Genomic DNA, 25,595 nt, shown 5'->3' on the forward strand with positions numbered 1-25,595 from the left:
AGCCGGCAGGACCGGCTCAGGACCGGCTCAGGACGGGCGCGCGAGGGTCTCCGCGAGGTACTGCACCGCGATCCGGACCAGCCGGAACCGTTCCCGGTCGGCCGTGTAGTCCTGCACCACGTCCGAGATCTTCACGTCGGCCTGGGCCGTCCCGCCCTTGCCGCCGTGCAGGGCGGCCTGCAGCTTGCGGGCGGCGTCCTGGCCGTCACTGTCGTCCTTGGCGGCGGCCAGCAGCAGCCGCGCGGAGGCGCTCCCCGGGGCGTCGGCGGCGGTCTGGGCGAGCGCGGCCGCGTCGTAGCGGCCGGAGACGGCGGCCGCCGCTCCGTACAGGTCGGGGCGGGTCAGCCCGGCGGCGACGGCGCACGGCGCGCCGCCCTCGATGCCGAGCACCCCCCAGCCGCTGGGACCGGCCGGCAGCGTACGGAAGGCGGTGCCGACGGCGTTACGCAGCGCGACGTCGTCGGCGACGGCCTGCGGGGCGGCGGCAACCAGGTCGCAGGGGCGGGCGGTCCCGGTCGGCGACTCGGGTGCGACCACCACGAACGGGCGGGCCCGGCCCAGCTTCACGGCGGAGGCGATCCCGTCGAAGACGTCGGGCAGCTCGCTGTCGGCGGTCTTCTTGGCCGTCCCGGCGTGCAGCACGATCACCGGGAAGCGGGCGCGCCGGTCCTCCATGTACTGGGCGGGCAGCCAGACCCGGACCACCCGGGGCCGCCCGTCCGGCGCGGCGACGGCACCCTCCAGCAGGTCTCCCTCGGCGGGGTGTCCGATCGACCGGAACTGCGTCAGCACGGGTGGCAACTCCGCAGCGGCGGAGGCGGAGGCAGCCGGGGTGGGGCGGGCGGGCGGGGCGGGTGCCTCCGGCCGGCCGGACGCCTGGGCGGCGGGGAGCGCGGGTACGGCGTCGGCGCGGACCTCCTGGAGGGTCCGCAGACCCCGGCCGTCCAGCGTCAACGCGACCGTCAGGGCTGTGACACACATACCGCAGAGCGCCGCCCCGCCGGCCCGCAGCAGCAACGGCCGCTGCTCGGCCGCCAGTTCGTACGTCTGCGCGGACCTCAGGTCACGCCAGCGGCGCAGCGCGGACCGGACCAACCAGAGCCCGCCGACAACTGCCGCCAGCAAAGGTACGACGAGGAACGGAAGGGGCATGGGACGCACCACCTCGGGAGAACCGGGACCGGATCGGCCCCGGCGACCAGCGCCCGGACCACGGCGTACTCGGTCCACAGGGTGCAAGACGATCGGCCCGCCGGGGTGCGGGGCTCCCGGGCAGCGCCCGACGTTCACTCGAACGAGTGGGCTGAAACTACGTCAACCAGCGCGCCACAGAGCAACCACAACAGCGGCGCGAGGCCCTGTCTGATCAACTGCGTGCGCGAAACCGGAAGGCACCGGCCCGCACTCTCCCGCTTCGCACAGTTCCCCACGCAGCTGTCGGTGGCCAACCTCCGGACCCGGGCGTCAACCCGCCCGCAGTGCGACCGTCATGGCCTCGACGGCGAGCAGCGGGTCCACGTTGCGGTCCATGGCGCGGCGGCAGGCCAGCACGGCCTCCATCCGGCGCAGCGTGTTCTCCGGGGTGCCCGCCGCCGCGACCCGGCCGAGCGCCGGGCGCTGGTCCTCGTTGGACAGTGCGCCGGTGGCGCCGAGCTGGACGGCCAGCACGTCGCGGTAGAAGCCGAGCAGGTCGAGCAGCGCGACGCCGAGCGTCTCGCGGCGGGTGCGGGTGGCGCGGCTCTTCTGGCGCTTCTCCAACTCCTTCGTCGCGCCGGCCATCCCGCGCGGGGCCCGACTGCCCTCGACCGCGCCGTAGGCGGCCTTCAGGTCGTCGGTCTCCTTGGCGTCCTGGGTCTCGGCGAGCGCCTCGGCGTCGGCCTTGGCGGTGTCGACCAGCCGCTGCGCGGCGGCCAGGCAACCGCCGATGTCGGCGACCTCCAGCGGGATCCGCAGCACGTCCAGGCGGCGGGCGCGGGCCTGCTCGTCGACGGCGAGGCGCCGGGCCCGCTCGACGTCGCCCTGACCGGCCAGCGCCGCGATCCGGGCGGTCTCAGGCTCGACGCCGTCGCGGCGGACCAGCATGTCGGCGACCGCCTCGGCGGCGGGCGTGCGCAGCACCAGCAGGCGGCAGCGCGAGCGGATGGTGGGCAGCACGTCCTGCACGGAGGGCGCGCAGAGCATCCAGACGGTACGCGGGGACGGCTCCTCCACGCCCTTGAGCAGCGCGTTCGCGGCGGCCTCGGTCAGCCGGTGGGCGGCGTCGACCAGGATCACCGACCAGCGCCCGCCGGTCGGGTAGCTGGCGGCGCGCAGCACGAGAGCGCGCATGTCGCCGACACCGATCGAGAGGCCGTCGGTGCGGACGTACTTCACGTCGGCATGGCTGCCGGAGAGCACGGTGTGGCAGCCGTCGCAGAAGCCGCAGCCGGGCACCCCGCCCAGTTCGAGGTCGGGGCTGGTGCACTGCAGCGCGGCGGCGAAGGCCCTGGCGGCGGTGGTCTGCCCGGCGCCGGGCGGGCCGGTGAACAGCCAGGCGTGCGTCATCAGCGAGGCGTTCACCCCGGGCTCGGCGGCGTAGGCGCCCGTACTCGTACGGCCTGCGGCCACGGTGGCCCGCGCGGCTCGGGCGGCGGTCGTCAGCTGCTCGACCACCCGATCCTGGCCGACCAGGTCGTCCCACACACTCACGCCGTACTCCCTGCAGTTCGCCCCGCGTCCCGGTCGAGCCTAACTCCGCGTACCGACATGCCCGTCCGGAGCCCGATCGCCTGGGCCCGACCGCCTGAACTCGACCCGCCTCCGAGCCCGACCGCCTGAGCGGCCGCGCTACTTGCGCTTGCGGCCCTTGCCGCCGCGCGGGTCCTCGGGCTCCTCACCCTGCCACTGCGACCACTCCTCGCGGGAGCCGAGCAGGGTGTCCGTCAGGCTGGGCAGGTCGTCCATCGGGGTCTCCTCCGCCCAGGACGGGCGCGGGCGCGGTTCCTCGACCGCCGGCATCTCGCGGGTCTGTTCGACCGGCGGCTTCTCGTCCCGCCACAGGCCGGACGGCATCCGGTCCGCCCGGTTCTCCGTCACCTTCGGGAGCACGGCGGTCTCGTCGGCGGCGGGGATCCTGGGCAGCACGGCCGTCTCGTCGGCCGGGATCCTCGGCAGTACGGCGGTCTCGTCGGGCCGCACCGCCTCGGCGGCCTTGACGGCGGCCTGCCGGTCACGCTCGGAGATCTCCTCGGTGGGCTCCTCCACCCGGCCGATCTGCGCCAGCTCGACGGTGGTCGTGGTGGTAGCCGTGGCGGCGGCCGCCAGCCGGGCCTCCTCCGCGCGCTGGAGCGCCTCCTCCGCGCGACGCCGCTGCTCGGCCCGCTGCAGGTCGCGTTGACGCTGCAGCTCGGCCTGCGCGGCGGCCTCCGCCGCCAGCCGCTCCTGCTCGGCGGCCTCGGCACGCAGCCGGGCTTCCTCCTCAGCGCGGCGGACGGCCTCCTGCTCGGCCCGCTTCGCCGCCTCGGCAGCCGCCTCGGCCCTGGCCTCCTCGGCTGCCTTGCGCGCCGCCTCCTCGGCGACCCGCTCAGCCTCCAGCCTGGCGAGCCGGTCCTTCTCGGCCTGCTCGGCGCGCAGCTCCTCCAGCAGTTCGAGCCGCTTGCGCTCGGCCGCCTCGGCCTCGGCCTGCTGCCGGGCCTCCTCGGCGGCGCGGGCGGCGGCGGCCTCCCGGGCCAGGCGCTCCCGCTCGACCTGGGCGGCCCGCTCCTGCCCGGAGAGCGGCAGCTCCCGGTCGAGCCGGTGGCGGATCGCGGTGGTCACGGAGGCGGGCTGGCGGCTGCCGTCCACGACCAGGTAGCGGGCCGGGTCGGCGGCGGCCAGGGCGAGGAAGCCGGAGCGGACCCGGGCGTGGAACTCCGTCGGCTCGGACTCCAGCCGGTCCAGCGCCTCGGTGAACCGTTCCCGCGCCGCGTTCGGATCAACATCCAGTACGACGGTCAGATCCGGCACCAGCCCACCCGTGGCCCAGCGCGAGATCCGCCCGACCTCGGTCGCGGCCAGGTCGCGACCGGCGCCCTGGTAGGCGATCGAGGAGTCCATGTAACGGTCGGTGATCACCACCGCGCCGCGCTCCAGCGCGGGACGGATCACGTTCTCCACGTGCTCGGCGCGGTCGGCGGCGTAGATCAGCGCCTCGGCCCGGTGCGAGAGGCCGGTGTTGCCGACGTCCAGCACGAGCGCTCGCAGCCGCTGCCCGATCGGGCTGCCGCCGGGCTCGCGGGTGAGCACCACCTCGTGGCCCTTGCTGCGGATCCACTCCGCGAGCGCGTTCGCCTGGGTGGACTTCCCGGCGCCGTCGCCGCCCTCCAGCGCGATGAAGAAGCCGGTACCGGTGGTCCGGTGCGGGGCGAGCGGCGCACCGCCGCGCAGCGAGCGCACCAGCTCGCGCCCGAGCGGGAGGGCACCACGCTGGTCGTCGGTCTTCAGCAGCACCACTGCGGCCAGCACCAGCGTGAGCAGCCCGGCGGTGGCGATGGCCAGCGCGGCGCCGCCGTGGACGAAGGTGAAGCTGCCGGGCCCGACCTCGCCGTACTGGACCTCGCCGTAGGCGGCGGCGATCAGCGGTACGACGACCAGCGCGCCGCCCACCACGACCCGCAGCACCGCGTACAGGTGCTCGGTGACCTTGGGCAGCCGGAGCTCCTCGACCTCCTGGGCGAGCAGCGTACGACCGGTGGCGATGGTGATCCCGGCAGCCAGCCCAGCCAGCGCGGTGAGCAGCAGGACGAGCACGAAGTCGAAGACCAGGCCGGCCAGGATCAGCGCCACCCCGGCGGTGAGCAGCGCCAGCGCGAGCAGTCGGCGCCGGGAGAGCGCCGGCAGCGTGACCTTGGTCAGCCGTACGCCGATCGCGGGGGCCCCGGCGGCAGCGAGCACCAGCAGGGCGAACCCGATCGGGCCGGCCCGGTGGTCGACAGCGGTCAGCAGCCCGAGCGCGGCGACGCCGGCCATCGAGGCGTACGCGGCGGCGACGGCGAAGGTGAAGTACGGCGCGGAGCCGGTACGGCCCTTGCTCAGGGCCGGGCCGGGGGTCGCGTCGGTGGGGGCGCGCAGGCCCTGCAGGGGGGAGCGCGGCGCGGCGAACCTGCTGGTCGGGAGTTCCTGCGGGTAGATCAGCACGGCGGCCGCAACGAACAGCGCGGCAGCGCCGAGCCCCGCCACCGTGACCTGGTTCGCCCGCAACCAGTCCGAGCCGAGCGCCGCGCAGACGTTGTTGACCAGTGTCAGCGCGATGAGCGCGACGGCGGCCAGCGGGACGGTGGCCCAGCCGGTCCGCAGGTCCAGCCTGCGTACGGTGTCCAGGCCGGCGGCGGACGGCCGCTGCTCGGCCGCCGGAGCGTACGGATCGGCGACCGGGAGCAGCCCGGGCGCCACCACGCCCTTGGTGACCGACCAGATCCGCTCGGCGGCACCGGTCAGGAAGGCGGTGGCGAGCAGCGGGTAGACCGCCGAACCGTTCGTCCAGGTGAGCCACCACGGCGCGACGCCGATCAGCACGGCCCGCACGGCGTCGGCCCCGAAGAGCGTCCAGCGGCGGTCCAGCTTCGTGCTGACCAACCGGTGCACCGGCCCGAGCAGCGCCGCGCCGAACAGCCCGGAGGCGAGCAGCCGGGCCGCGAGGACGGCCGCGATCGCGCACGCCTCTCCCCGGTAGCCCTGCCCGAACGGCCCCCCGGCGGCCGCGGCCACCCAGATCAGCACGAGCAGCACGAGCAGGCTCAGCCGATCCGCCGTGCCGCTGACCAGCTGCGTCGTCCACAGGCGCCGGTACGGGCGCAGCCGGAGCAGCGCGCGGGCCCGCTCACCGGGAGTCCCGGCCGGGGCCGCCTCGGGCAGATCGGGTGCACCGGTGCGCGTGGGGGTGGGCTGCGCCTCGCTCGTCATACCGTCAGGGTAGCGGTCGGGGCCCGCCGCCCATGGGCCGGAAGGCCCCCGGGCGCTTCGTCATGACAGGGTTGTGACGCACTGCATGACCGGGCGATGCCCGGATGGTGACTGGGGAACGACCGGGCCGGGACGCGCTGCGGGCCCGCACTTCGCAGTGCGGGCCCGCAGTGAACAGCGCCGATCAGCTCTCGTCGGGCGCCGCTGCCGTCTTCTTCGCGGCGACCTTCTTGGCGGGGGCCTTCTTCGCCGCAGCCGTCTTCTTCGCTGCGGTGGTCTTCTTCGCCGCAGTCGTCTTCTTGGCCGCAGTCTCCTTGGTGGCCGTGGCCTTCTTGGCGGGGGCCTTCTTCGCCGGGGCCTTCTTGGCGGTCTTCTTCACCGGCCCGCGCGCCCGCTTCTCGGCGAGCAGCTCGTAGCCGCGCTCCGGCGTGATGGTCTCGACCTCGTCGTCCTTGCGGAGCGTCGCATTGGTCTCGCCGTCGGTCACGTACGGACCGAACCGGCCGTCCTTCACGACCACCGGTCGCTCGCTGACCGGGTCGGTGCCCAGCTCCTTGAGCGGCGGCGCGGCGGCGGCCCGGCCGCGCTGCTTGGGCTGGGCGTAGATGGCCAGGGCCTCCTCGAGGGTGACCGTGAACATCTGCTCCTCGTCCGCGAGCGAACGGGAGTCGGTGCCCTTCTTGAGGTACGGGCCGTAGCGGCCGTTCTGCGCGGTGATCTCCACGCCCTCGGCGTCCACGCCGACCACCCGGGGCAGCGAGAGCAGCCGGAGCGCGTCCTCCAGCGTGACGGCGTCCAGCGTCATCGTCTTGAGCAGCGACGCGGTGCGCGGCTTGACGGCGTTCTTGCCCGTCTTCGGGGTGCCCTCGGGGAGGATCTCGGTGACGTACGGGCCGTAGCGACCGTCCTTGGCGACCAGCGGGTTGCCGCTGACCGGGTCGGTGCCCAGCTCGAAGTCGCCGCTCGGCTTGGCCAGCAGCTCCTCGGCCAGCTCGACCGTCAGCTCGTCCGGCGGCATCTCGTCGGGGACGTCGGCACGCTGGCCGGGCTCACCCTCGACCTGCGACGCCTTCTCCACGTACGGGCCGTACCGGCCGACCCGCAGGGTGATCTCGTCGTTCAGCGGGAACGAGCTGATCTCGCGGGCGTCGATCGCCCCGAGGTCGGTGACGAGCTCCTTCAGGCCGCCGAGGTGGTCGCCGTCGCCGTTGCCGGCCTCCGCCGCGCCGCCGACCGCGTGGCCCTCGCCCTCCCCGAAGTAGAAGCGCTTCAGCCACGGCACGGACTGCGCCTCGCCGTTGGCGATCCGGTCGAGGTCGTCCTCCATCCGGGCGGTGAAGTCGTAGTCGACGAGCCGGCCGAAGTGCTTCTCCAGCAGGTTCACGACCGCGAAGGAGAGGAACGACGGGACGAGCGCCGTGCCCTTCTTGAAGACGTACTTCCGGTTGATGATCGTGTCGATGATCGACGCGTACGTCGACGGACGGCCGATCTCCCGGTCCTCCAGCTCCTTGACCAGCGAGGCCTCGGTGAACCGGGCCGGCGGCTTGGTGGAGTGGCCCTCGGGGTTGAGCTGCTCGGCGGCCAGCGGGTCGCCCTCGGTGACCTGCGGCAGACGGCGCTCGCGGTCGTCCAGCTCGGCGTTCGGGTCGTCCGCGCCCTCGACGTACGCCTTGAGGAAGCCGTGGAAGGTGATGATCTTGCCGGAGGCGGAGAACTCCACCGCCCGGCCGTCGGCGGAGGTGCCGCCGACCTTGACGGTCACCGACTGGCCGACGGCGTCCTTCATCTGCGAGGCGACGGTCCGCATCCAGATCAGCTCGTAGAGCCGGAACTCGTCGCTGCTCAAACCCGTCTCGGCGGGCGTGCGGAAGCGGTCGCCGGAGGGGCGGATCGCCTCGTGCGCCTCCTGCGCGTTCTTGACCTTGCTGGCGTACGTACGCGGCGCGTCGGGGAGGTAGTCGGCCCCGTAGAGCTGCGTGACCTGCGCCCGGGCCGCGTTGACCGCAGTGTCCGAGAGCGTGGTCGAGTCGGTACGCATATAGGTGATGAAGCCGTTCTCGTACAGCTTCTGGGCCACCTGCATGGTCCGCTTCGCGCCGAAGCCCAGCTTGCGGCTGGCCTCCTGCTGGAGCGTCGTGGTGCGGAACGGAGCGTACGGCGAGCGGCGGTACGGCTTGGACTCGACGCTGCGGACGCTGAACGACGTCTGCTCCAGCGCGGCGGCCAGCGCGCGGGCGGACGTCTCGTCCAGGTGCAGGGTGTTGGCGCTCTTGATCTGGCCGTCCGAGCCGAAGTCACGGCCGGAGGCGATCCGCTTGCCGTCGATCGTCGAGAGCCGGGCCCCGAAGGTCTCCGGGTTCGCGGCGTCCACGGCGGCGCGGCCGGTGCCGAAGGTGGCGGTCAGGTCCCAGTACGAGGCGGTCCGGAACGCGATCCGCTCGCGCTCACGCTCCACCACGAGCCGGGTCGCGACGGACTGGACCCGGCCCGCCGAGAGCTTCGGCATGACCTTCTTCCACAGGACCGGCGAGACCTCATAGCCGTAGAGGCGGTCGAGGATTCGGCGGGTCTCCTGGGCGTCGACCAGCTTCTGGTTGAGCTCGCGCGGGTTGGCCACGGCCTCCTGGATGGCGGCCTTGGTGATCTCGTGGAAGACCATCCGCTTGACCGGGACCTTGGGCTTGAGCACCTCCTGCAGGTGCCAGGCGATGGCCTCGCCCTCGCGGTCCTCATCGGTGGCGAGGAAGAGTTCGTCGGACTCCTTGAGCAACGCCTTGAGCTTGGAGACCTGCGACTTCTTGTCCGCGTTCACCACATAGATGGGCGCGAAGTCGTTGTCGACGTCGACCCCGAGGCGGCGCACCTCACCGGTGTACTGGTCCGGGACCTCGGCAGCCGTGCCGGGAAGGTCGCGGATGTGCCCGACGCTGGCCTCGACGATGTAGCCGGGGCCAAGGTAGCCCTTGATCGTCTTCGCCTTGGCCGGCGACTCGACAATGACGAGTCGCTTGCCGTGCGCGGTCTCGCTGCTCGGGGACACCTTCGCTCTTCTCTCCCGGTCGTTACGTATGAGGGCGGCGCGGCCGGCAAGGGAGGCGATCCGCCCGACCCTCCACCGACCAGGGCTGCCGCTGAGCGACGGCCCCACCAGCGGAGTGTGACCGTACCCTGGCCACCCTTGTCAAACGGACGGATCCCACAATTTCACCGGCAAGGCCGCCCTACGCCACTCGAACGGTAACCCGATGCCGAGCCTTTTCGCTGCGCGGACGGGGTCTCGGCGCCACTCGGAGGGCCCGCAGAGGTGCCCCAGGGGCGAGATCCGGACGCCGTGCAGGCCGTTCGCGGTCGCGCTCCGCCTGCTTTTCTCCCGGATTTCTCCCGGTCTCGGCCGAATTTCCCGGCTGCTTCTCGGGTCCCGGCCGATCTCGGCCGATCTTGGCTGATCTCGGCCTGCTCGGGCTTGCTCGGGCTTGCTCGGGCCGGCTCGGCCAGGTTCGGGCCTGCTCTGCCGGGAGCGGCCGGGCTCAGCCCGTGACGAAGGCGGAGAGCAGGATCAGGCCACCGGCCAGGGCGCCGAAGCCGAGCAGCGCCCAGAAGATGTCGCTGGGCAGCGGGGCCCCCTGGCCCGCCGTGAGCACCACCCGGCTCGGCCGCCTGGCGTCGTACGCGACCTGCACGAGCGCCCCGGGCGTGAACCCGGCGGGTCGTCGCAGTGGAGTGATTCCCCGGGGGCGCGCGAGCACCGACTCGCCCCGGCCCGCCTCACAACGGCCCGTCTCGCCGCGACCTGACTCATTACGACCCGACCCGTTACGACCGGCCTCGCTGCGAGCCGGCACCAGGCCGACCGAGGGCAGGGTGGAGTAGGCGAGCAGCGGAGCGCTGTCGAGCTCGCCGTACGGGTCGCCGCAGGGCTCCCCGTACGGATCGCCGTCCGCGACCACCCTCGCGGTGACCGAGATCCCGTGGCGGCGCAGGTGGTGACGGAGGCGCAGTTCGAGGGCGCACCAGAGCAGGAGCACGCTGCCGAAGAGGGTGAGGACGACTCCCGCTCCCAATGCCGTCGGCGTCTCCACCGTTGGCCTCCCTCGCTCATCTGTCCACAGCCTTGTGGACAGAGCGTGACAGCCTGTGGACAACCTGGGACCGACGTTCGAAGTACGGCAGAGGACGCAGAGCGGTCCGGCGGGTTAACGGACCCGCGTCACGGTTGTCCGACAGTCGTCACAACCGCGCAACAGGCGCAACGCACCCCGGCCCCCGAGCCGTGTAGGGCTTTACCGGACGCTTACACCGGTCTCACCAGCTGGACGCACCTCAGGGGGAACTCGCCATGCCTGCACCTCGCCTGCTCGCCACCGCAGCACTGCTCGCCACCGCCACCCTCGGCCTGGTCGCCTGCGACCCGACCACCCCGGTCCCGACCTCCTCGCCGTCCTCCTCCTCGGCGTCCGCCCCGGTGACCTCCTCCCCGGTGACGCCGTCCTCGCCCAGCGCATCGACCGGGTCCGGCAAGCCGAGCAGCCACCCCTCGACCAGCCGCCCCTCGACCAGCCGCCCGTCGGCCACCGCCCGTCCGTCCGCCTCGACGTCCCCCGTCGCGGACTGCACCGCCAGGGCCCACACCCCTGGCTACCAGGTGATAAACGTCGTGAGCGTGGTTTCGGGGTCGAACCAACTGAACGCCACCCAGACCAAGTTCATCTGCGGAGCGGACGTGCCCGACGACGGCTACTACGAGCCGGTCGGAGCCCCCAGCCCGTACCGGTTCGCGCCCGGCGCCACAGCCGAACTGCTGGTGCTCGGGGACAGCATGAAGTTGAGCACGGTGCCCCTGGCCCAGTTCCTGACGACCGCCGACGTCTGCGCCCAGAACCACGACGTCGCCCGCCCGTACGCCTGCTTCGGCAGCAAGTACGACATCACCGTCGACTCCAGCGGGCAGATCACGCACATCTCCGAGCTCTTCCACCCGTGAGCCCCGGCCGGTCCGGCCCCCGTCAGCGGGGCCGGACCGGCCGTCTCACTCCCCGAGACGCCTTCAGGGGCGCCTCAGCGGCACCTCCCGACGCCCTGGCCGCTGGTCACACCACCGGGGTCACGAATCCCTGCTCGGTGAGCATCCGCAGCGACTCCGGCACCCGGTCGCGCAGCACCACGCGGTCCTCGCCGAGCAGTTGGGCGATCGCGTCGACGATCTCACCGGCCGCGAGCGTCCCGTCGCACACCCCGACGAAACCCGCGCCCACGGTGTCCACCTTGGTGGCGCGCCGCATACCCCGGTTGTGACGGAGGATCACATGCTCCGGGTCCTCCGCCCCCGGCGCGCCGATCTGCTCCTGCACCACCTCGTCGGCGAGCACGTAACGGGTGGCCAGCAGCGCGGCGTCGTCGTGCGTCCGCAGGAAGTCCTGCCGCTCGAACCAGCTCTCGATGTGCGAGCCGAGCGGCTGCTCGACCGAGTGCGGCCACTCCTCGACCCGTACGGTCGGCTGGGCCGCACCGCCCGCCCGCAGGGTGATCCAGCCGAAGCCGATCCCCTCGACCTGCGCTGCCTCGAAGGCGTCCAGCCAGTCGTTGTAACGAGCCTGGTAGTCGCTGCCCGGGCCACGGTGGTCACCACCGTCACGCAGCCACAACTCGACGTACTGCGCCACATCCTGGACATCGCGCTGCACCACCCAGGCGTCCAGCCCGGTGCCCGCGACCCAGCCGGCCAAGCGGTCCTGCCAGTCCTCGCCCTTGACGTGCTGCCAGTTCGCCAGCAACTGGCAGTAGCCACCGGGCTCCAGGTGCGCGGCCGCACCCCGGACCAGGCTGCGTGACAGGTCGTCACCGGCCATACCGCCGTCGCGGTAGACGAAACGGCTGCCGGGCGAGATCACGAACGGCGGGTTCGAGACGATCAGGTCGAACTTCCGGTCGGCCACCGGCTCGAAGAGACTGCCCTCGGCGACCTCGGTGTTCTCGAAACCGGAGAGCGAGAGCGTCAGCCGGGTGAAGTGCAGGGCTCGCGGGTTGAGGTCGGTCGCGGTGACCCGCTGCGCGTGGCGCGCGGCGTGCAACGCCTGCACGCCGGAGCCCGAACCGAGGTCGAGCGCCGCCCGGACCGGCCGCCGCACGGTGAGACCCGCCAACGTGGTGGACGCGCCGCCCACGCCCAGCACCAGATCCTTCCGGGCCACCCCCTGAGCCGTCTCACCCGAACCGATGCCACCGGCACCGCCGACGGCACACCCCAGGTCGGACACCACCCACGCATCCGCACTTGGCAGGGCCGCGACCTCGTTGGCGTACGGCCGCACGTCCACGGTCGCCCGTACGTCGTCGCCGTCCCTGGTGAGCCAGCCGTCCGCCAAGCAGTCGTCGGCCGGCAGAGCCGACGCAGCGGCGGCGTACCGGACCGGCTGCTGCAGCAGGAACAGCCGCACCAGCGTCTCCAGTGGAGTCCCACCACGGGTGGCGCGGAGCGCGGGCACCGTCTCGCTCCGGGCCAACGCCGCGTAGGCGGTGGACCCGAGCAGGTCGAGGCAGCCGTCGGCGGTGAAGGAGGCGGCGAGCAGCGCCTCGCGGAACTTCGCGAGGCGGGCGGGGTCAAGAACAGGGCTACTGGTCACCGGCCCATTGTCTCGCGCGCCGACCCCGTCCTGCTCCCTCCCACCCGCTGCCGCCCGGTCCGGTCCACCTGCGGTCAGCTCTGGGACGGCGACGGCGACTGTGGCTGCGTCGGCGGCTGTGACGGTGACGATGCGGGGGCGGACGATGGCGCCGCAGGGCTCGCGGGGCTCGCAGGGGGAGCGGAGGCGGAGTTCGCGCCGGGTGTGGGGGCGGACGTCGGCGCGGAGGTCGGTGAAGACGCCGGTGAAGACGCCGACGCCGAGCTGCTGAGACCGACCGTTCCGCTGGACTTGCAGCCGGGCTGCTTCGCCATCGCCGTCGCGAGGCCGCCGCTCTGGAGCTTGCTCAGGGTGTCCGTCGACTGCTGAGCCAACCGCTGAACCTGGTCACCGACGCTCCGCAGCCCGTCCGCGAAGTTGGCCTGATCGTTGCTGGGCAGCGCGGCCAGCTTCTTCTGGACGTCCAGATACCCCTGTGCCGTCTGCTTGAGCTCGGTCACCGCGTCCTGCTGCAGCTTCGCGCCCTGGTCCACCTTCGGCGCGCCGACCTTGTCTATCGCGTCGGCCAGCTGCTGATCGGTCTTCGCCAGCACGCCCAGATCGGTCGCGAGCCGCTTCTGCAGATCGGCCGGCGCTTCACCCTGCTTGACGGTCCCGGTGTCGGCGAGTGCCGTCCGGGACTGCGCGACCGGGTCCTGGGCCGCGTCGCAGATGCTCTTCGCCCAGTTGTTCAGCTGTGCCGTGTTGTCGCTGCCGCTGCTGCACGCCACAGTGCCGAATGCCAGCAGCGCGCCCAGCGCGGGTACGGTCAGCAGTCGCATCTTCACCGGCGAGGCCTTTCGGTTTCGGTCATCAGGTTCGGTCATCAGGTTCGATCGTCGAGTTCGGCCATCGGGTGCGGGCCGTGGACCGGGCTCGCGGATCGGGCACGCAGACCGGTTTCGTCCACCGATCTCGCTCGCCGATCTCGCTCGCCGGTCCGGCCGACCGATTTGGCTCATCGACCTGCGAACCTACACGGCCGAGCCCGGGCGCTGCCGCCGTACGGCACCCGGTACTCGGCGGCCGGTTCCTGTCCACCGGTACTCGTCCGTCCCGTCGGCCCGCTCGGGTCAGGCCCGCTCGACCCTGACCGGGTCACCGCTGCGGACCGTGCGCAACACCTGGGCGTCGCCGTCCAGCGTGCCCAGGATGTTGCAGGGGCTGGCCAGGCGGCACTCGTCCCCGCGCGAGATCGGCGTGGGACCGAACGGGAGGGCCAGGCTGTCCCCGTCGGTCCAGAACGCCACCGTGCCCGGCTCCACGACCTGCTGGGCGTCGTCCTCGCGCTCCACACTGACCGGGGTCTCGAAGTAGACCTCATCGCCCCAGGTGCCGGCCGCCGACTCGATCGGCAACACTCCCCAGAGCGCATCGGCGGTGGGCGTCTCCCGAAGGGTGGCAGTCGCCTGCCCGGCCGGCCACAGGATGCGTATCCGCATGGGATCTCCCTCTCTCGAACCGAACCGATCGCGCCCGAGAGCAGAGAACCGCCATATTCAACATTTTGTCAACCAGCTGAGGGCCGGCCAATGCCTGGCTGAGGACCCCCGATGCCGGGCGCGTGCCTGGCTGACGCCCGGCTGACGGCCGACTCAGACCGCCACGGACTCCGTCGAGACCGGCCAGCTCATCCGGATCAGACCACCCTCCGCACCGCTGGTGACCTCCACGTCCTCGACCAATCCGGTGATCACCGCAAGGCCGAGTGCGTCCTCATCGGCCTCGTCGTCGTCACCCTGGCCGGCGACGGGCAGACCGATCGGCCCGGCCTCGTCCTCCACCTCGATGAGGAAACGCTTCTCCTGATCGGTCAGAGCGACTCGTACCGCACCCTCCACCCCGACGCGCTGATGCAGGCTCACCGCCCGCGAGCACGCCTCACCGACCGCGAGCCGTACCTCGTCGAGCACCGACTCATCGACCCCGGCGCGGCGCGCCACCGCCGCGGCTACCAGTCGCGCCGTCCGGACATGCTCCGGAAGCGCGCTGAATCGAAGTTCGACGGTTGCCATGTCTCCCCCTCCGGGGTAGCTCCCCATACCTCGCGGGCTAACGCAGACGCTGGGGCGATGCCGTACCTTCACAGGCCGACGGGGCCGGGCGGCCTCGTCGGTGAACCGAAGTCGGCGTACTGAAATCGGCATACTGAAAACGGTGGTGCAGAAACGGTGGTGCAGAAAATCGGTGACCGAGATCTGCCTGCGAGCTGCTTCTGCGCGCCCGGACGTCCGGGACCGGTCGCCCGGCCCCGGTACGTCTCGACGCTCTCGAACAGCCGCCCTCGAACGGCCGGCCCGGATCAGGTCCGGACCGGACCGGACGGTCTCGGTCGGGGGTGTCGACCGGTCTCAGTCGGTCGCCGCGACGGCGTCCGCCACCGAGGTGTGGATCGGGAAGACCTTGGTCAGGCCCGTGATCCGGAAGATCTTCAGAATCCGCTCCTGGTTGCACACCAGACGGAGCGAACCCTCATGCGCACGGACTCGCTTGAGCCCGCCCACCAGAACGCCAAGACCCGTCGAGTCCAGGAAGTCCACGCCCTCCATGTCGACGATCAGGTGGTAGCTACCGTCGTTGACGAGCTCGACCAACTGCTCGCGCAGCTTGGGGGCGGTGTACACATCGATCTCGCCGCCAACCTCGACGACCGTACGGTCACCGATAGTGTGAGTCGACAGGGACAGGTCCACGGAACCTCCAGCACCTTGCCTTGCTACGTCATTGCGATCTTCGGCCGGATGGCCGTCACCGCTGGGTCGCAGGCCGCGCGTGGGCGCACCGCTGCGTGGTGAGCCTCGACGTTGCGACCCTCGGCCATGCGGCCGTCACGGCTTCATTCAACCACCTGCGACCATGCCCGCACGATGGCTTGGGGCGATTCCCCGCCACTCCGGTGACACACTGGGTCCCCATGCCGCCCCGCCATCACCCGCCCGAGGCCCTGCTCGCCGCGCTCTCAGCCGGCCGGGGCCGCTCCGACCGGCTCACTCATTCGGAGCATCTTCCGGCCCGCCAGGCCCGGTACGCCCCCTGGCCGGACGGGATCCGACCGGAGATCGTCACCGCCGCGCAGGCCCTGGGAGCCGAATTGCCATGGGCGCACCAGGCCGAAGCCATGAGATTGGCCAAACTCGGTCAAACCATGGTGATTGCCACAGGTACCGCCTCGGGCAAGTCGCTGGGCTACCTCGCCCCGGTACTCAGCGATCTGCTGGACGGCACCGAGGCCCCCAACGGGCGGGGCGCGACCGCGCTCTACCTCGCTCCGACCAAGGCCCTGGCCGCCGACCAGCGCCGCCGGGCCGCCGAACTCGTACCGGACAGGGTCCGGGCCGCCCTCTACGACGGAGACACCCCGTTCGAGGAGCGCGAGTGGGTCCGCCAGTACGCCTCCTACGTGCTCACCAACCCGGACATGCTGCACCGGGGCATCCTGCCCGCCCACCCGCGCTGGGCCTCCTTCCTCAAGGCGCTCAAGTACGTCGTCATCGACGAGTGCCACAGCTACCGCGGCGTTTTCGGCTCGCACGTCGCACAGGTGCTGCGGCGACTGCGGCGACTCTGCGCCCGGTACGGCTCGGCACCGACCTTCCTGCTCGCCTCCGCCACCACCGCCGACCCGGCCGCCACCGCCCAGCGGCTCACCGGGTTGTCGGCGGTGGCCGTGACGGAGGACGCCTCGCCGCGCGGCCCGCTGGTCTTCGCCCTCTGGGAGCCGCCACTCACCGAGAACACCGGTGAGCACGGAGCGCCCGTCCGCCGAACCGCGACGGCGGAAGCCGGCTACCTGCTCACCGAACTGGTCGAGAAGGGCACCCGGACCGTCGTCTTCGTACGCTCCCGGCGGGCCGCCGAACTCGTGGCGTTGCAGGCTCAGGACCAGCTGGGCTCCCCCCTCTCCACCCGGGTCGCCGCTTACCGGGGTGGCTACCTCGCTGAGGAACGCCGGTCGATCGAGCGTGATCTGCACTCCGGGAAGCTGCTCGGGCTCGCCTCCACCTCCGCTCTGGAACTCGGTGTCGACGTGTCGGGGCTGGACGCCGTACTGATGGCCGGTTACCCCGGTACCCGCGCGTCCCTGTGGCAGCAGGCAGGCCGGGCCGGACGGGAGGCCCAGGGTGCGCTGGCCGTCCTGATCGCCAGGGACGACCCGCTGGACACCTACCTGGTGCACCACCCGGAGGCCCTCTTCGCGACCCCCGTCGAGGCCACCGTGCTCGACCCCGACAACCCGCACGTCCTGGCCCCGCACCTGTGCGCGGCCGCCGCCGAACTCCCGCTCACCGAGAGCGACCTGGCCCTCTTCGGGCCCTCCACCGCGCAACTGCTCCCCGTCCTGGAACGGCGCGGGCTGCTGCGGCAGCGGAGCGACGGCTCCTGGTACTGGACCCGGCGTGAGCGCGCCGCCGACGCGGTGGACCTGCGGGGTGGCGGGGGCAACCCGGTCCAGATCGTCGAAGGCAGCACCGGACGGCTGCTCGGCACCGTCGATGCCGCCGCCGCACACACCACCGTCCACACCGGCGCGGTCCACCTCCACCAGGGCCGCACCTACCTCGTCCAGGACCTGGACCTGGAGACCTCGGTCGCGGTGGTCGAGCGAGCGGAGCCGCCGTACAGCACCTCCGCCCGGGACATCACCTCCATCTCGGTGCTCGCCACGGACTCCTCCGTCGCGTGGGGTGAGGCCCGGTTGAGCTTCGGCTCGGTGGAGGTGACCAACCAGGTGGTCGGCTACCTGCGGAAGCGGATCTCGACGGGCGAGATCATGGGCGAGTCCAAGCTCGACCTGCCGCCGCGGACGCTGCGCACCCGGGCTGTCTGGTGGTCCGTCACCGAGGACCAGCTGCTCGACGCGCAGATCCCGTTCGACCAGCTGCCGGGCGCCGCGCACGCGGCGGAGCATGCGTCCATCGGGCTGCTGCCGCTCTTCGCCACCTGCGACCGCTGGGACATCGGTGGGGTATCGGTACCGCTGCACCCCGACACCCAGCTGCCGACGGTCTTCGTGTACGACGGCCACTCGGGCGGCGCCGGCTTCGCCGAGCGAGGTTTCCAGCGTGCGGAGCAGTGGCTGACGGCGACCCGGGACGCCATCGCGGCGTGCGAGTGCCGACTCGGGTGTCCGTCCTGTGTCCAGTCGCCCAAGTGCGGGAACGGGAACAACCCGCTGGACAAGGCCGCTGCGGTACGGCTGTTGGACGCTCTGCTGGCGGGCGCTCCGAGCCGGGCCCCGGACCAGGCACCGGGCCAGGCACCGGGCCAGGCCCGGAGCCGCGCTTCGGGAAGCGAGAGTCCGGGTGGCGAGAGCCTGGGTGGCGAGAACCGCAGTGCGGCCTTCGACGAGTGAGACCGGTGCGGGGTCCCCGGGATCGGCCACCGGGCCGTCCGTACCCCAGGTCCATACCGGCCCGGCCCGCGACCTCGCGCGGGCCGGGCCCACCGGGACGGGGAGGCCCTCGATCGGTACCTCGACGACCACCTCCACCCAATCCGCACTCTCGTCGACCGAGCACGAGACGAGCGAGGCCCGGTGCTTGTCCGCGATGCCCGCTGCCCGACCGCACCCGCCGTCCGGATCGAGCAGCAGGTGGTCGGCGGCGGCGAGGGCTGCGAGATCGGCGGCCGACTCGGCCCGGTGGCGGGCCACCACTACCGATCCGACCGCCAGGCTGACCGCGAAGGCCACGCACCCGAGCATGGCCAGCGAGACCAGCCAGAGCGTCGCGGATCCCTCGTCGGGAGGCGGCGTCCCGGCTCGGCGCCGCGTCGGAACCGCCATCACACGCCACTCCCGTCCGCTCGTGGCGGCCATCATGAACCACCTCCGGTCGCGCCGACAGCGTCCTCGCGCTCCGCCACGGCCGCTGCGCTGAGCCGTACGGACAGCGCAGCACCGAGCCGCCCGGGGCCCCGACAGACGGCCTCCACCATCACCCGCACCGTGTCGCCGTCCTGCGAGACCTGGACCACCGCCCCCGCTGGAGCCGCCTGCTGCGCCAGCACAATCGCATCGACGTCGCCTCGCGCGGCGGCCCGGGCCCCGACCCGGGCCGCGTCCACACAGCGGATCTGCATGGACGCCGTAACCACGCCCCAGATCAGCATCGCGGAGAGAAGCACCAGCGCCGGCAGCGCCACGGCGGTCTCGGCCGTCACGAAGCCACCATCGCTGATGGAGCGACGTGGACTCCTACGGCACCGGCGGTCGCCCTCAGACCGCATGGAGAGCACGGTCGAGGAGTTCGGCCAACACACCCGAGACGGTGCCACTGGTCACCACCTTGTAGAGGATCGCGGCGAAGGCGCAGGCAGCCACCGTCCCGATGGCGTACTCGGCGGTGGCCATTCCCGCATCACTCCGATTCCCTTTCAGCTCAGCCAGCCTGACCCGCAGTCGGCTCATTCGCCGCCCACAGAGGGCAAGGACGGGGCGTCGGTCGTTCGCTGCGACAGGAGCGGCCGGAGCAACGACGGAGGCAGTGGTGACGGTCGTGGCCGTCGTGGCGGTCGTGGTGACGGCGGTCGTGGCGGTCATGGTGTTCTCCCTCGGCAGGATCGGATACAGCCGTTGGACATCTCGGGTGTTCGCATGCGGTAGGCGGAGAAACAGGATCAACGGGAGTCAGACGCGCCGGGCGAACAGGGCCGTCAGCCCCATCACCACCGGCACAACTCCGATGAGAATGAAGGCGGGTAGAAAGCACACCCCGAGCGGTGCGGTGGCGAGCACTCCCGCCCTGCGGACCCGCGCGTGGGCCGCTCGGCTCGCGGCGGCCCGGTGCGCGTGCGCCAGCCCGGTCAAGGGTGCCGTCGGCGGGGCTCCGCTGACGCTCGTACGGACGAGGCACCGGGCCAGCGGAGCGAGCGCGGGGGAATCGGCGCCGAGGCGCTCCCAGCACCGCTCCGGAGGCGCACCCAACGACAGCTCGGCCGCCACGGCGGCAAGCCGCCCACTCATCGGTGAGCCGACGCTCCCGGCCACCGCCGCAGCCGCTGCGGCCGGGGAGGAGGACGACCCGAGACAGGCGGCCAGGAGTTCTGCCGTCAGCGGCAGTTGGCGGGTGAGCCGCTCATGCTCGAGCGCGGCCCGACAAGTGTCCGGCGATCTCGCCCGGGGCAGCCAACGTCGGGCGGCTGTACCCAGCAGGACTCCGGTCACCACCCCTGCCGGGCCGCCAATCACCGCTACCGTCCCGAGTCCGGCCAGCACGGGGACCAGCCACTCGGACCTCGCCCACCGGCCCACGCGCCCACTTCCGAACCCGGGCCTCCAGGCTCTCGACCTGACGAGATCACCGGTTGGGCGACCCCGCTCAATCCGTCGCCGGGCTGTCCGCCGCCGGCGAACTCGGCGCAGTCCTGAGGCCAACCCCGTCAGCACAACCGGAAGGAGGAACAGCAGCAGGAGTAGGAGCAGCCTGGTCATCGAGACACCCCCGCCCCATCCGGCCGGATCCGGGAGAGGCCGCACTCGGCCGTGGCGCCGTCACTCGGAGGTTCCGCCGCAGACCGGATGATCCGAGCCGTCCAGACCAGCCCGGCCGCCTCCAGCAGCGCACCGACTGTCAGACACCCCATCCCGGCAGGGGTGTGCAGCAGGACCTGCGCGGGGTTTGCCCCGAGCGCGGCGCCGAGCAGCAACCCGACGACCGGCAGGGCGGCAAGCACGGCGATCGTCGTTCGCGGGGCGGTCAGTTCGCCCGCGATCTCCTCGGACAGCGCGCGTTCGGCCCGCAGCGCGTCGGCGACCTGATCCAGCCCACCCGCGAGCCCGCCACCACTCTCGACCGTGACGTGCCAGCAGGCGGCGACCGCAGCAGCCCCTCGCCCACCCGGCAGATCGGCCAAGGAGCGGAGCGCTGCGGGGATGTCACCCCCGTACCGTCCAGCCGCCAAGCGCGCCACCGGTTCGAGGCCCAGTCCACTGCGGAGCGATCCACCCGGTCGGACCGTCACGGTGTGCAGTGCCTGTTCCGGCGTCGCCCCGCTCCGCAATTCCGCTGCCAGTCCCTCGCAGAGCTCGATCACCGCCGAGGCCCGGTGCCGCGCCTCTTTCACCAACCCTCGATGTCGCCTCCACCGCCGCAGCGGCACCACACCCGCGACCGCCCCGATCAGTGGGGCCGGTGACCGCATGGCCTGGGCAACGAAGATCCCTACCGGCACGAGCAGCAGTTCCGGCACCAGCCAAGTCGGCTGGCCGGCCCGCAGTCCCGCCAACCGCGCCAGTTGGCGCCTCAGCCCGGCACCGGCCGCCGAGGAGTCCCCGCCGAGCAGCTTCCGGGCTCGCTCCGCGAGCCGTGAGCGCCGCCTGAGCCCCATCCAGAGCCCGCCGAGAGCACCACTGGCCGCTGCCGCCCAGAGCATTCGAATGTTCGTCATCACAGCCCCTTCACCGCCGATTGGAGCAAGCGCCAGGCAGCCACGGCCGCCCCGCAGAGCGCCAGCGCCCAGAGCAATTCGACCTGTCGCACCGTCACCGCAGGCTCCTCGGCAGCGCCACCCCTCGGACGGCACAGCGATGCCGCAAGCGGTCCCAGCCGGGGCCGGGTTCACAGCCTCCGCGTGCGGTGAAAGTCATCGCGGGGGTGGTCACTGCGAGGCCCCGGTCGTTGCCGCCGAGCACGTGGACCTCCGCCACCCTGCGCAGGCCCGTCCCGGGCTCCCGGACCAGGTGGACGATCACCTCCAGGGCCGCGCGGAGCTGGCTGTGCAACGACAGCCGGTCCAGTCCGGCGAGCGATCCGAGGGCCTCAAGTCGCGCCGGGACATCGGCTGCGGTGTTGGCGTGGACCGTCCCACAGCCGCCCTCATGGCCCGTGTTCAGCGCGGACAGCAGATCGACTGCCTCCGCCCCACGCACCTCGCCCACCACCAGCCGGTCGGGACGCATCCGGAGCGCCTGCCGCACCAGATCTCTCAGGGTGAGCTCGCCGAGCCCCTCCTGATTCGGCGGGCGGCTCTGCAGGCGGACCACGTGCGGATGGTCGGGCCGGAGTTCGGCCGAGTCCTCGGCCAGGACGATCCGCTCGCCCGGTCCGACCAGTCCGAGAATCGCGGCGAGCAACGTGGTCTTTCCGGTGCCCGTACCACCACTGATCAGCAGCGACAGCCGCGCCCGGAGGAGGTCCGAGAGCAGTTCGGCTCCTGCGGCCGGAAGCGATCCGCTCACTACCAACTCGTCCAGGGTGAAGGGACGGGACCGGCAGATCCGCAGGGAGATATGGGTGCAATCGGCGGCGATCGGCGGGAGGACCGCGTGCAGCCGAGTACCGTCGGGGAGCCTGGCATCGACCCACGGCCGGGCGTCGTCGAGCCGTCGACCTGCGGTCGTGGCGAGGCGGTGGGCCAGGTGCCGCACGGCGTCGGCATCAACAAAGCGGATGCCGACCGCCCGTTCGAGACCGGCACCCCGGTCCACCCACACCTCCTCAGGCCCGTTCACCAGAACGTCCGTGACATCGGGCTCGCCCAGCAGCTGGTCGAGCGGCCCGGCCCCGACCAGTTCGGAGCGGAGCACTCGTACGGCGTCGAGGGCGTCACCGCCCCCGAGCGGGGGCCTGGCAGCCCGGAGTGCGGCCGCCACGGAGCCACTCGTCGGCGGGGCGCCTGCCTCCACCAGCCGCAGCCGTACCGCGTCGATCAGCGCGGCCGCACGCTCTTCGGCACGACCACGTACGGTGCCGCCCATGGCCGCGCCGCCTGGCGGCGCGGCACCGGCCGCAGCACCACCCGTCGCAGCCCCGGCCGACCTCGCGTCCCCCGCTTCCGCCGGTCCGGCCGAGGTGCGCTCGGGGCCAGGCTTTCCGTGAGGCGGGTGTTCGGCGGCCCCTGAAAGCGATCGCGAGCGTGAGCTCGGACGACGGCGGTGCGGACCGGTCGTGCCGCTGGTCCCGTCCGCCCGTCCCGGGCCGCGGAGACGATCCGTCACAGCACACCTCCGTCCGCCGTCGCCGTCGACGCGGGCGGCATCGCCTCGTCCAGGAAGCCGCTGCAGAAACGTGCGAGCGGCCCCCTCGCGCGGATTCCAGGAGGTGATCCGCGTTCCACATCGAGCGCGAGACCGGGCTCGATGGGAAGCTCTCCGGCCAGCCGAAGGCCGAGGCCCCTGGCGATCTCCGGGCCCGCCAGACCCGCCGGGCCCGGCACCCGGACCACCGCCCGCAGGTCCGACAGCCTCATCCGGGCGGCCGCCGCGACCCGGTCGGCGGCGGCCATCGCCCGGAGCTCGGCCGGCACCACCAGCAGCCCGGTGTCTGCCTGTTCGAGTGCCTGCCCGGCAGCCGGGTCAAGGTGCCGGGGCAGATCGAGCACTACGAGGCCACCACGTCGGCGAGCGGCCGCCAGCACGCTCCGCATCGCTTCGGGTGGCACCGCGAGAGTGTCACCGCGATCCCAGGAGAGGGCTGTCAGATGGTGCAGCTCAGGCAGCGCCTTGGCGAGTTCGGCGCCGCTGACCCTGCCTCGGGAGCCTGCCAGATCGGGCCAGCGCAGGCCTCCGGCGCTCTCACCGCCGAGCAGGATGTCAAGGCCTCCGCCCAGCGGGTCGGCGTCGATGAGCATGGTCCGATGACCCGAGCGCGCCGCCGTGATCGCGAGGGCGCACGCCAGTGTCGATGCCCCGGCGCCGCCGCGACCGCCGAGCACGGCGACGGTCAACGCGGGCGGGCCCACTCCCTCGGCCGCGTCCGCGATCCGGTCCAGCAGCCAGGCCTGGGCGTCCGGCAGAAAGAGTACGTGCTCGGCGCCGAGCTGGACGGCTCTCACCCAGACCTCGCAGTCGTCGAGGTCGAGCCCGAGCAACAGGACTCCGGCTCGGCGGGTCAGCCCAGCACAGCGTTCGGCGAGGTCGTCGCCGACCAGCACGAGAGGGGCGCTCTCCCACAGCCCCCTGGGCGGTGGGGCGCCGCACAGCAGGTGCGGGTCGGTGCCCGCAGCGGCGCAGAGCCGCAGGAGGTGCTCGGCGAGCGCCTCGTTCTGCGTGACGATGAGCGGGCCGGACAGTCCGGCCTGGTCCGCAGGGTGGTGATCGGTGATCGGTGTCGACATGACTGTCTCCCCCGGTGAGGTGCTGTCCAGGACGTCGATCCCAATCGCTCGGGTCGGCGCCTGCCGGTAGGGCGTCAGCCGCGCTCCCCCGGACGGGAGATGGAGGCTGCCCGGTCACCACGGTGGGGGCTGAAGCGGAATCCGTCAGCCTCCTTCCGATTGCCTGTGGACAACTCGGGGCTGTGGATAACTTTGTTCACTCACACGAGGGAAATTACGCAAAGAATTGACGCCACCGGCAGTGCCGCAACAGCACCCGGAACGACGGCACGGGCACGTGCGAGGGGCTCGGAGATCAACGCGAAGGCCTCTCGAAGCAGAACGTCAACCCTGCAAGAATGATCACTCAGAGTGACGAGCTGGTCATGGCCATCACTACCTGATCGGGGGCGGCAAGCGAGGAGAACATCGCTCCGAGCCGTCCCTCAAACCCCCCGAAAAGCCCGAGAAATGGCCTCGGACGTGCGACGACCCCCGCCGGGGGGGAGAGCGGGGGTCGTCTACCCACGGTCCGACTCGGGGGGGAGGAGCCGGACCGGGTTAGCACGGTCGCGAACGATCCGTGACTTCCATGGTGTACCCGAGAGCCCAGAAACACAAACCCGCGCGCCCAGGAGTACGCCGAATGGCGGGGCGATTTGGGCCGCCCTCTATCCTCGGTTCCCGTGGACACCACCGAGAACGCCGACATCGCGGACCACGGCGGGAACTTCGCGCCCGGTCCCGCGTCGAACGACATCGCACCCGCCCTTGCCGCACCTCATCGCCACCCGTTCGGAGTAGCGCGAACCGCCGCTTTCTTCGACCTTGACAAGACGATCATCGCCAAGTCGAGCGCGCTGGCATTCAGCCGCCCCTTCTACCAAGGCGGTCTGATCAACCGTCGCGCCGTACTGAAGAGTGCCTACGCGCAGTTCCTCTTCCTGGCCGGCGGCGCGGACCACGACCAGATGGAGAAGATGCGCGAGTACCTGTCCGCACTCACCCGAGGCTGGAACGTCCAACAGGTGCGCGAGATCGTCGCCGAGACCTTGCACGGCCTGATCGACCCGATCATCTACGACGAAGCCGCTTCGCTGATCGAACAGCACCACGCGGCCGGCCGGGACGTCGTCATCGTGAGCAGCTCCGGTTCCGAGGTGGTGGAACCGATCGGGGCTCTCCTCGGTGCGGACCGCGTCATCGCCACCCGACTGAAGATCGAGGACGGCCGCTACACGGGCGAGATCGAGTTCTACGCCTACGCGGAGAACAAGGCCGCCGCGATCCGCGAGCTCGCCGAAGCCGAGGGGTACGTACTGGCCGACTGCTACGCCTACAGCGACTCTGTGACCGACCTACCGCTCCTGGAAGCAGTCGGACACCCGTCGGCGGTCAACCCGGACCGCGCGCTGCGCAAAGAGGCGGTGACGCGCGAATGGCCGGTGCTGGTGTTCGACCGCCCGGTCGAACTGCGCCGCCGACTCCCCGAGTTCTCCGCCCCCAGCCGCAGTGTGGTGATGGCTGTCGCAGTAGGCACCGCACTGGTGACGGCCGGGGCGCTCTGGTACGCCTCCCGGCGGCGCCAGCCCATCGAGTGACACCCGAACCATCCCGCCAGCCCTCCGCCAAATCGGACAAAAGGTAAAGACTTCTCGTTTCGGGTTCCCCTTTCCCCCAAACCGCGATAGAAATGAGTTACGGCCCGCGAGACCCGGTCAGGACCCTAAGAGGTCAAACCGACAACGCAGTTCAGGCCCCACGGACCGAGTACAGATAACTGAGCACCCACATGCAGCCGACCCGCTGTCGGGCCGCCGCACCAGGTGAACGGGCAGGATCCCCGCCTGATGGGCACTTCCGGTGCATGCTTGGTAACCCGGTACCTGTACCAGCGGCGGCACCCAGCTCCATCAGGTGCCGCCGCATCAATGCGTTCACGCCCCGCCCGCACTTCCCGCCCGGCTGCTCCTCTTGCCC

At 72.0% G+C, this 25,595-nt stretch carries 19 protein-coding genes and 1 pseudogene; 3 read left to right on the forward strand and 17 right to left on the reverse strand.

From position 1 onward, the window contains the following. Positions 1-27: 27 nt before the first annotated feature. The 5 genes from P3T29_RS23145 to P3T29_RS23165 all read right to left on the reverse strand — a co-directional run bounded on the left by P3T29_RS23145 (position 28) and on the right by P3T29_RS23165 (position 10,001). Complete coding sequence (locus P3T29_RS23145) at positions 28-1,152, reverse strand: hypothetical protein (protein WP_280718507.1); 1,125 nt, start codon at positions 1,150-1,152, stop codon at positions 28-30. Between the two features lie 312 nt (positions 1,153-1,464). After that, positions 1,465-2,688: a DNA polymerase III subunit delta' gene (locus P3T29_RS23150; protein WP_280718508.1), complete on the reverse strand. Its 1,224-nt coding sequence runs from the start codon at positions 2,686-2,688 to the stop codon at positions 1,465-1,467. 138 nt (positions 2,689-2,826) lie between these two features. Continuing rightward, positions 2,827-5,919, reverse strand: coding sequence for a dTMP kinase (gene tmk / locus P3T29_RS23155; protein ID WP_280718509.1), 3,093 nt, complete (start codon positions 5,917-5,919; stop codon positions 2,827-2,829). 184 nt (positions 5,920-6,103) lie between these two features. Continuing rightward, positions 6,104-8,962 (reverse strand): type I DNA topoisomerase, encoded by a 2,859-nt coding sequence (gene topA, locus P3T29_RS23160; protein WP_280718510.1) that lies wholly within the window; start codon positions 8,960-8,962, stop codon positions 6,104-6,106. Between the two features lie 487 nt (positions 8,963-9,449). After that, positions 9,450-10,001: a hypothetical protein gene (locus P3T29_RS23165; protein WP_280718511.1), complete on the reverse strand. Its 552-nt coding sequence runs from the start codon at positions 9,999-10,001 to the stop codon at positions 9,450-9,452. Between the two features lie 257 nt (positions 10,002-10,258). Here P3T29_RS23165 and P3T29_RS23170 point away from each other — a divergent pair, with 257 nt between their 5' ends. Next, positions 10,259-10,903 carry a hypothetical protein gene (locus P3T29_RS23170; RefSeq protein WP_280718512.1) on the forward strand — a complete coding sequence of 215 codons (645 nt, stop codon included), beginning with the start codon at positions 10,259-10,261 and terminating at the stop codon, positions 10,901-10,903. Positions 10,904-11,009: 106 nt separating this feature from the next. On the opposite strand, the gene P3T29_RS23175 is transcribed toward P3T29_RS23170, so the two are convergent. From P3T29_RS23175 to bldG, 5 genes are all read right to left on the reverse strand, one after another. After that, positions 11,010-12,542 (reverse strand): methyltransferase, encoded by a 1,533-nt coding sequence (locus tag P3T29_RS23175; RefSeq protein ID WP_280718513.1) that lies wholly within the window; start codon positions 12,540-12,542, stop codon positions 11,010-11,012. A gap of 74 nt (positions 12,543-12,616) precedes the next feature. Continuing rightward, the gene (locus P3T29_RS23180) at positions 12,617-13,408 is read right to left on the reverse strand and encodes a hypothetical protein (RefSeq protein WP_280718514.1); all 792 of its coding nucleotides are present in this window, start codon (positions 13,406-13,408) and stop codon (positions 12,617-12,619) included. Positions 13,409-13,654: 246 nt separating this feature from the next. Beyond that, a complete protein-coding gene (locus tag P3T29_RS23185; RefSeq protein ID WP_280718515.1) occupies positions 13,655-14,023 on the reverse strand; it encodes a cyclophilin-like fold protein in 369 nt (122 codons plus the stop codon). A gap of 153 nt (positions 14,024-14,176) precedes the next feature. Further along, entirely contained in the window at positions 14,177-14,596 is a 420-nt protein-coding gene (locus P3T29_RS23190; protein WP_280718516.1) for an ATP-binding protein, read from the reverse strand. Positions 14,597-14,932: 336 nt separating this feature from the next. Then, complete coding sequence (gene bldG, locus P3T29_RS23195; protein ID WP_280718517.1) at positions 14,933-15,274, reverse strand: anti-sigma factor antagonist BldG; 342 nt, start codon at positions 15,272-15,274, stop codon at positions 14,933-14,935. Between the two features lie 221 nt (positions 15,275-15,495). Between bldG and P3T29_RS23200 the strand changes: the two genes are divergently transcribed. Further along, entirely contained in the window at positions 15,496-17,934 is a 2,439-nt protein-coding gene (locus P3T29_RS23200; protein WP_280718518.1) for a DEAD/DEAH box helicase, read from the forward strand. 117 nt (positions 17,935-18,051) lie between these two features. Here P3T29_RS23200 and P3T29_RS23205 read toward each other — a convergent pair. The 7 genes and pseudogenes from P3T29_RS23205 to ssd form a co-directional block, all read right to left on the reverse strand. Beyond that, a pseudogene (locus P3T29_RS23205) lies at positions 18,052-18,402 on the reverse strand (Rv3654c family TadE-like protein); the annotation flags it as partial. After that, positions 18,399-18,743 carry a TadE family type IV pilus minor pilin gene (locus P3T29_RS23210; protein WP_280718519.1) on the reverse strand — a complete coding sequence of 115 codons (345 nt, stop codon included), beginning with the start codon at positions 18,741-18,743 and terminating at the stop codon, positions 18,399-18,401. The gene P3T29_RS23210 and the pseudogene P3T29_RS23205, both read right to left, overlap by 4 nt. Before the next feature lie 55 nt (positions 18,744-18,798). Next, a complete protein-coding gene (locus P3T29_RS23215) occupies positions 18,799-18,990 on the reverse strand; it encodes a DUF4244 domain-containing protein (RefSeq protein ID WP_280718574.1) in 192 nt (63 codons plus the stop codon). Positions 18,991-19,209: 219 nt separating this feature from the next. Next, positions 19,210-20,013 carry a type II secretion system F family protein gene (locus P3T29_RS23220; RefSeq protein ID WP_280718520.1) on the reverse strand — a complete coding sequence of 268 codons (804 nt, stop codon included), beginning with the start codon at positions 20,011-20,013 and terminating at the stop codon, positions 19,210-19,212. Then, positions 20,010-20,969 (reverse strand): type II secretion system F family protein, encoded by a 960-nt coding sequence (locus tag P3T29_RS23225; protein ID WP_280718521.1) that lies wholly within the window; start codon positions 20,967-20,969, stop codon positions 20,010-20,012. The genes P3T29_RS23220 and P3T29_RS23225 overlap by 4 nt, the downstream gene beginning before the upstream one ends. 94 nt (positions 20,970-21,063) lie before the next feature. Beyond that, entirely contained in the window at positions 21,064-22,278 is a 1,215-nt protein-coding gene (locus tag P3T29_RS23230; RefSeq protein ID WP_280718522.1) for a TadA family conjugal transfer-associated ATPase, read from the reverse strand. A gap of 236 nt (positions 22,279-22,514) precedes the next feature. After that, the gene (gene ssd, locus P3T29_RS23235) at positions 22,515-23,636 is read right to left on the reverse strand and encodes a septum site-determining protein Ssd (RefSeq protein ID WP_280718523.1); all 1,122 of its coding nucleotides are present in this window, start codon (positions 23,634-23,636) and stop codon (positions 22,515-22,517) included. A gap of 737 nt (positions 23,637-24,373) precedes the next feature. Between ssd and P3T29_RS23240 the strand changes: the two genes are divergently transcribed. Continuing rightward, positions 24,374-25,216 carry an HAD-IB family hydrolase gene (locus P3T29_RS23240; RefSeq protein WP_280718575.1) on the forward strand — a complete coding sequence of 281 codons (843 nt, stop codon included), beginning with the start codon at positions 24,374-24,376 and terminating at the stop codon, positions 25,214-25,216. The last annotated feature ends 379 nt before the right edge of the window (positions 25,217-25,595 follow it).

Origin of the sequence: Kitasatospora sp. MAP5-34, from assembly GCF_029894335.1 — a bacterium.
Classification (GTDB): domain Bacteria; phylum Actinomycetota; class Actinomycetes; order Streptomycetales; family Streptomycetaceae; genus Kitasatospora.

What these genes read in the sequence shown, in the direction of transcription:
- ssd (WP_280718523.1), bottom strand. Translation starts at nt 23,636, where the DNA reads ATGTCGACACCGATCACCGATCACCACCCTGCGGACCAGGCCGGACTG.
- tmk (WP_280718509.1), bottom strand. Translation starts at nt 5,919, where the DNA reads ATGACGAGCGAGGCGCAGCCCACCCCCACGCGCACCGGTGCACCCGAT.
- P3T29_RS23200 (WP_280718518.1), top strand. Translation starts at nt 15,496, where the DNA reads ATGCCGCCCCGCCATCACCCGCCCGAGGCCCTGCTCGCCGCGCTCTCA.
- P3T29_RS23145 (WP_280718507.1), bottom strand. Translation starts at nt 1,152, where the DNA reads ATGCCCCTTCCGTTCCTCGTCGTACCTTTGCTGGCGGCAGTTGTCGGC.
- P3T29_RS23185 (WP_280718515.1), bottom strand. Translation starts at nt 14,023, where the DNA reads ATGCGGATACGCATCCTGTGGCCGGCCGGGCAGGCGACTGCCACCCTT.
- P3T29_RS23170 (WP_280718512.1), top strand. Translation starts at nt 10,259, where the DNA reads ATGCCTGCACCTCGCCTGCTCGCCACCGCAGCACTGCTCGCCACCGCC.
- P3T29_RS23180 (WP_280718514.1), bottom strand. Translation starts at nt 13,408, where the DNA reads ATGACCGAACCTGATGACCGAAACCGAAAGGCCTCGCCGGTGAAGATG.
- P3T29_RS23230 (WP_280718522.1), bottom strand. Translation starts at nt 22,278, where the DNA reads ATGGGCGGCACCGTACGTGGTCGTGCCGAAGAGCGTGCGGCCGCGCTG.
- P3T29_RS23220 (WP_280718520.1), bottom strand. Translation starts at nt 20,013, where the DNA reads ATGACCAGGCTGCTCCTACTCCTGCTGCTGTTCCTCCTTCCGGTTGTG.
- P3T29_RS23225 (WP_280718521.1), bottom strand. Translation starts at nt 20,969, where the DNA reads ATGACGAACATTCGAATGCTCTGGGCGGCAGCGGCCAGTGGTGCTCTC.
- P3T29_RS23190 (WP_280718516.1), bottom strand. Translation starts at nt 14,596, where the DNA reads ATGGCAACCGTCGAACTTCGATTCAGCGCGCTTCCGGAGCATGTCCGG.
- P3T29_RS23215 (WP_280718574.1), bottom strand. Translation starts at nt 18,990, where the DNA reads ATGAGCCGACTGCGGGTCAGGCTGGCTGAGCTGAAAGGGAATCGGAGT.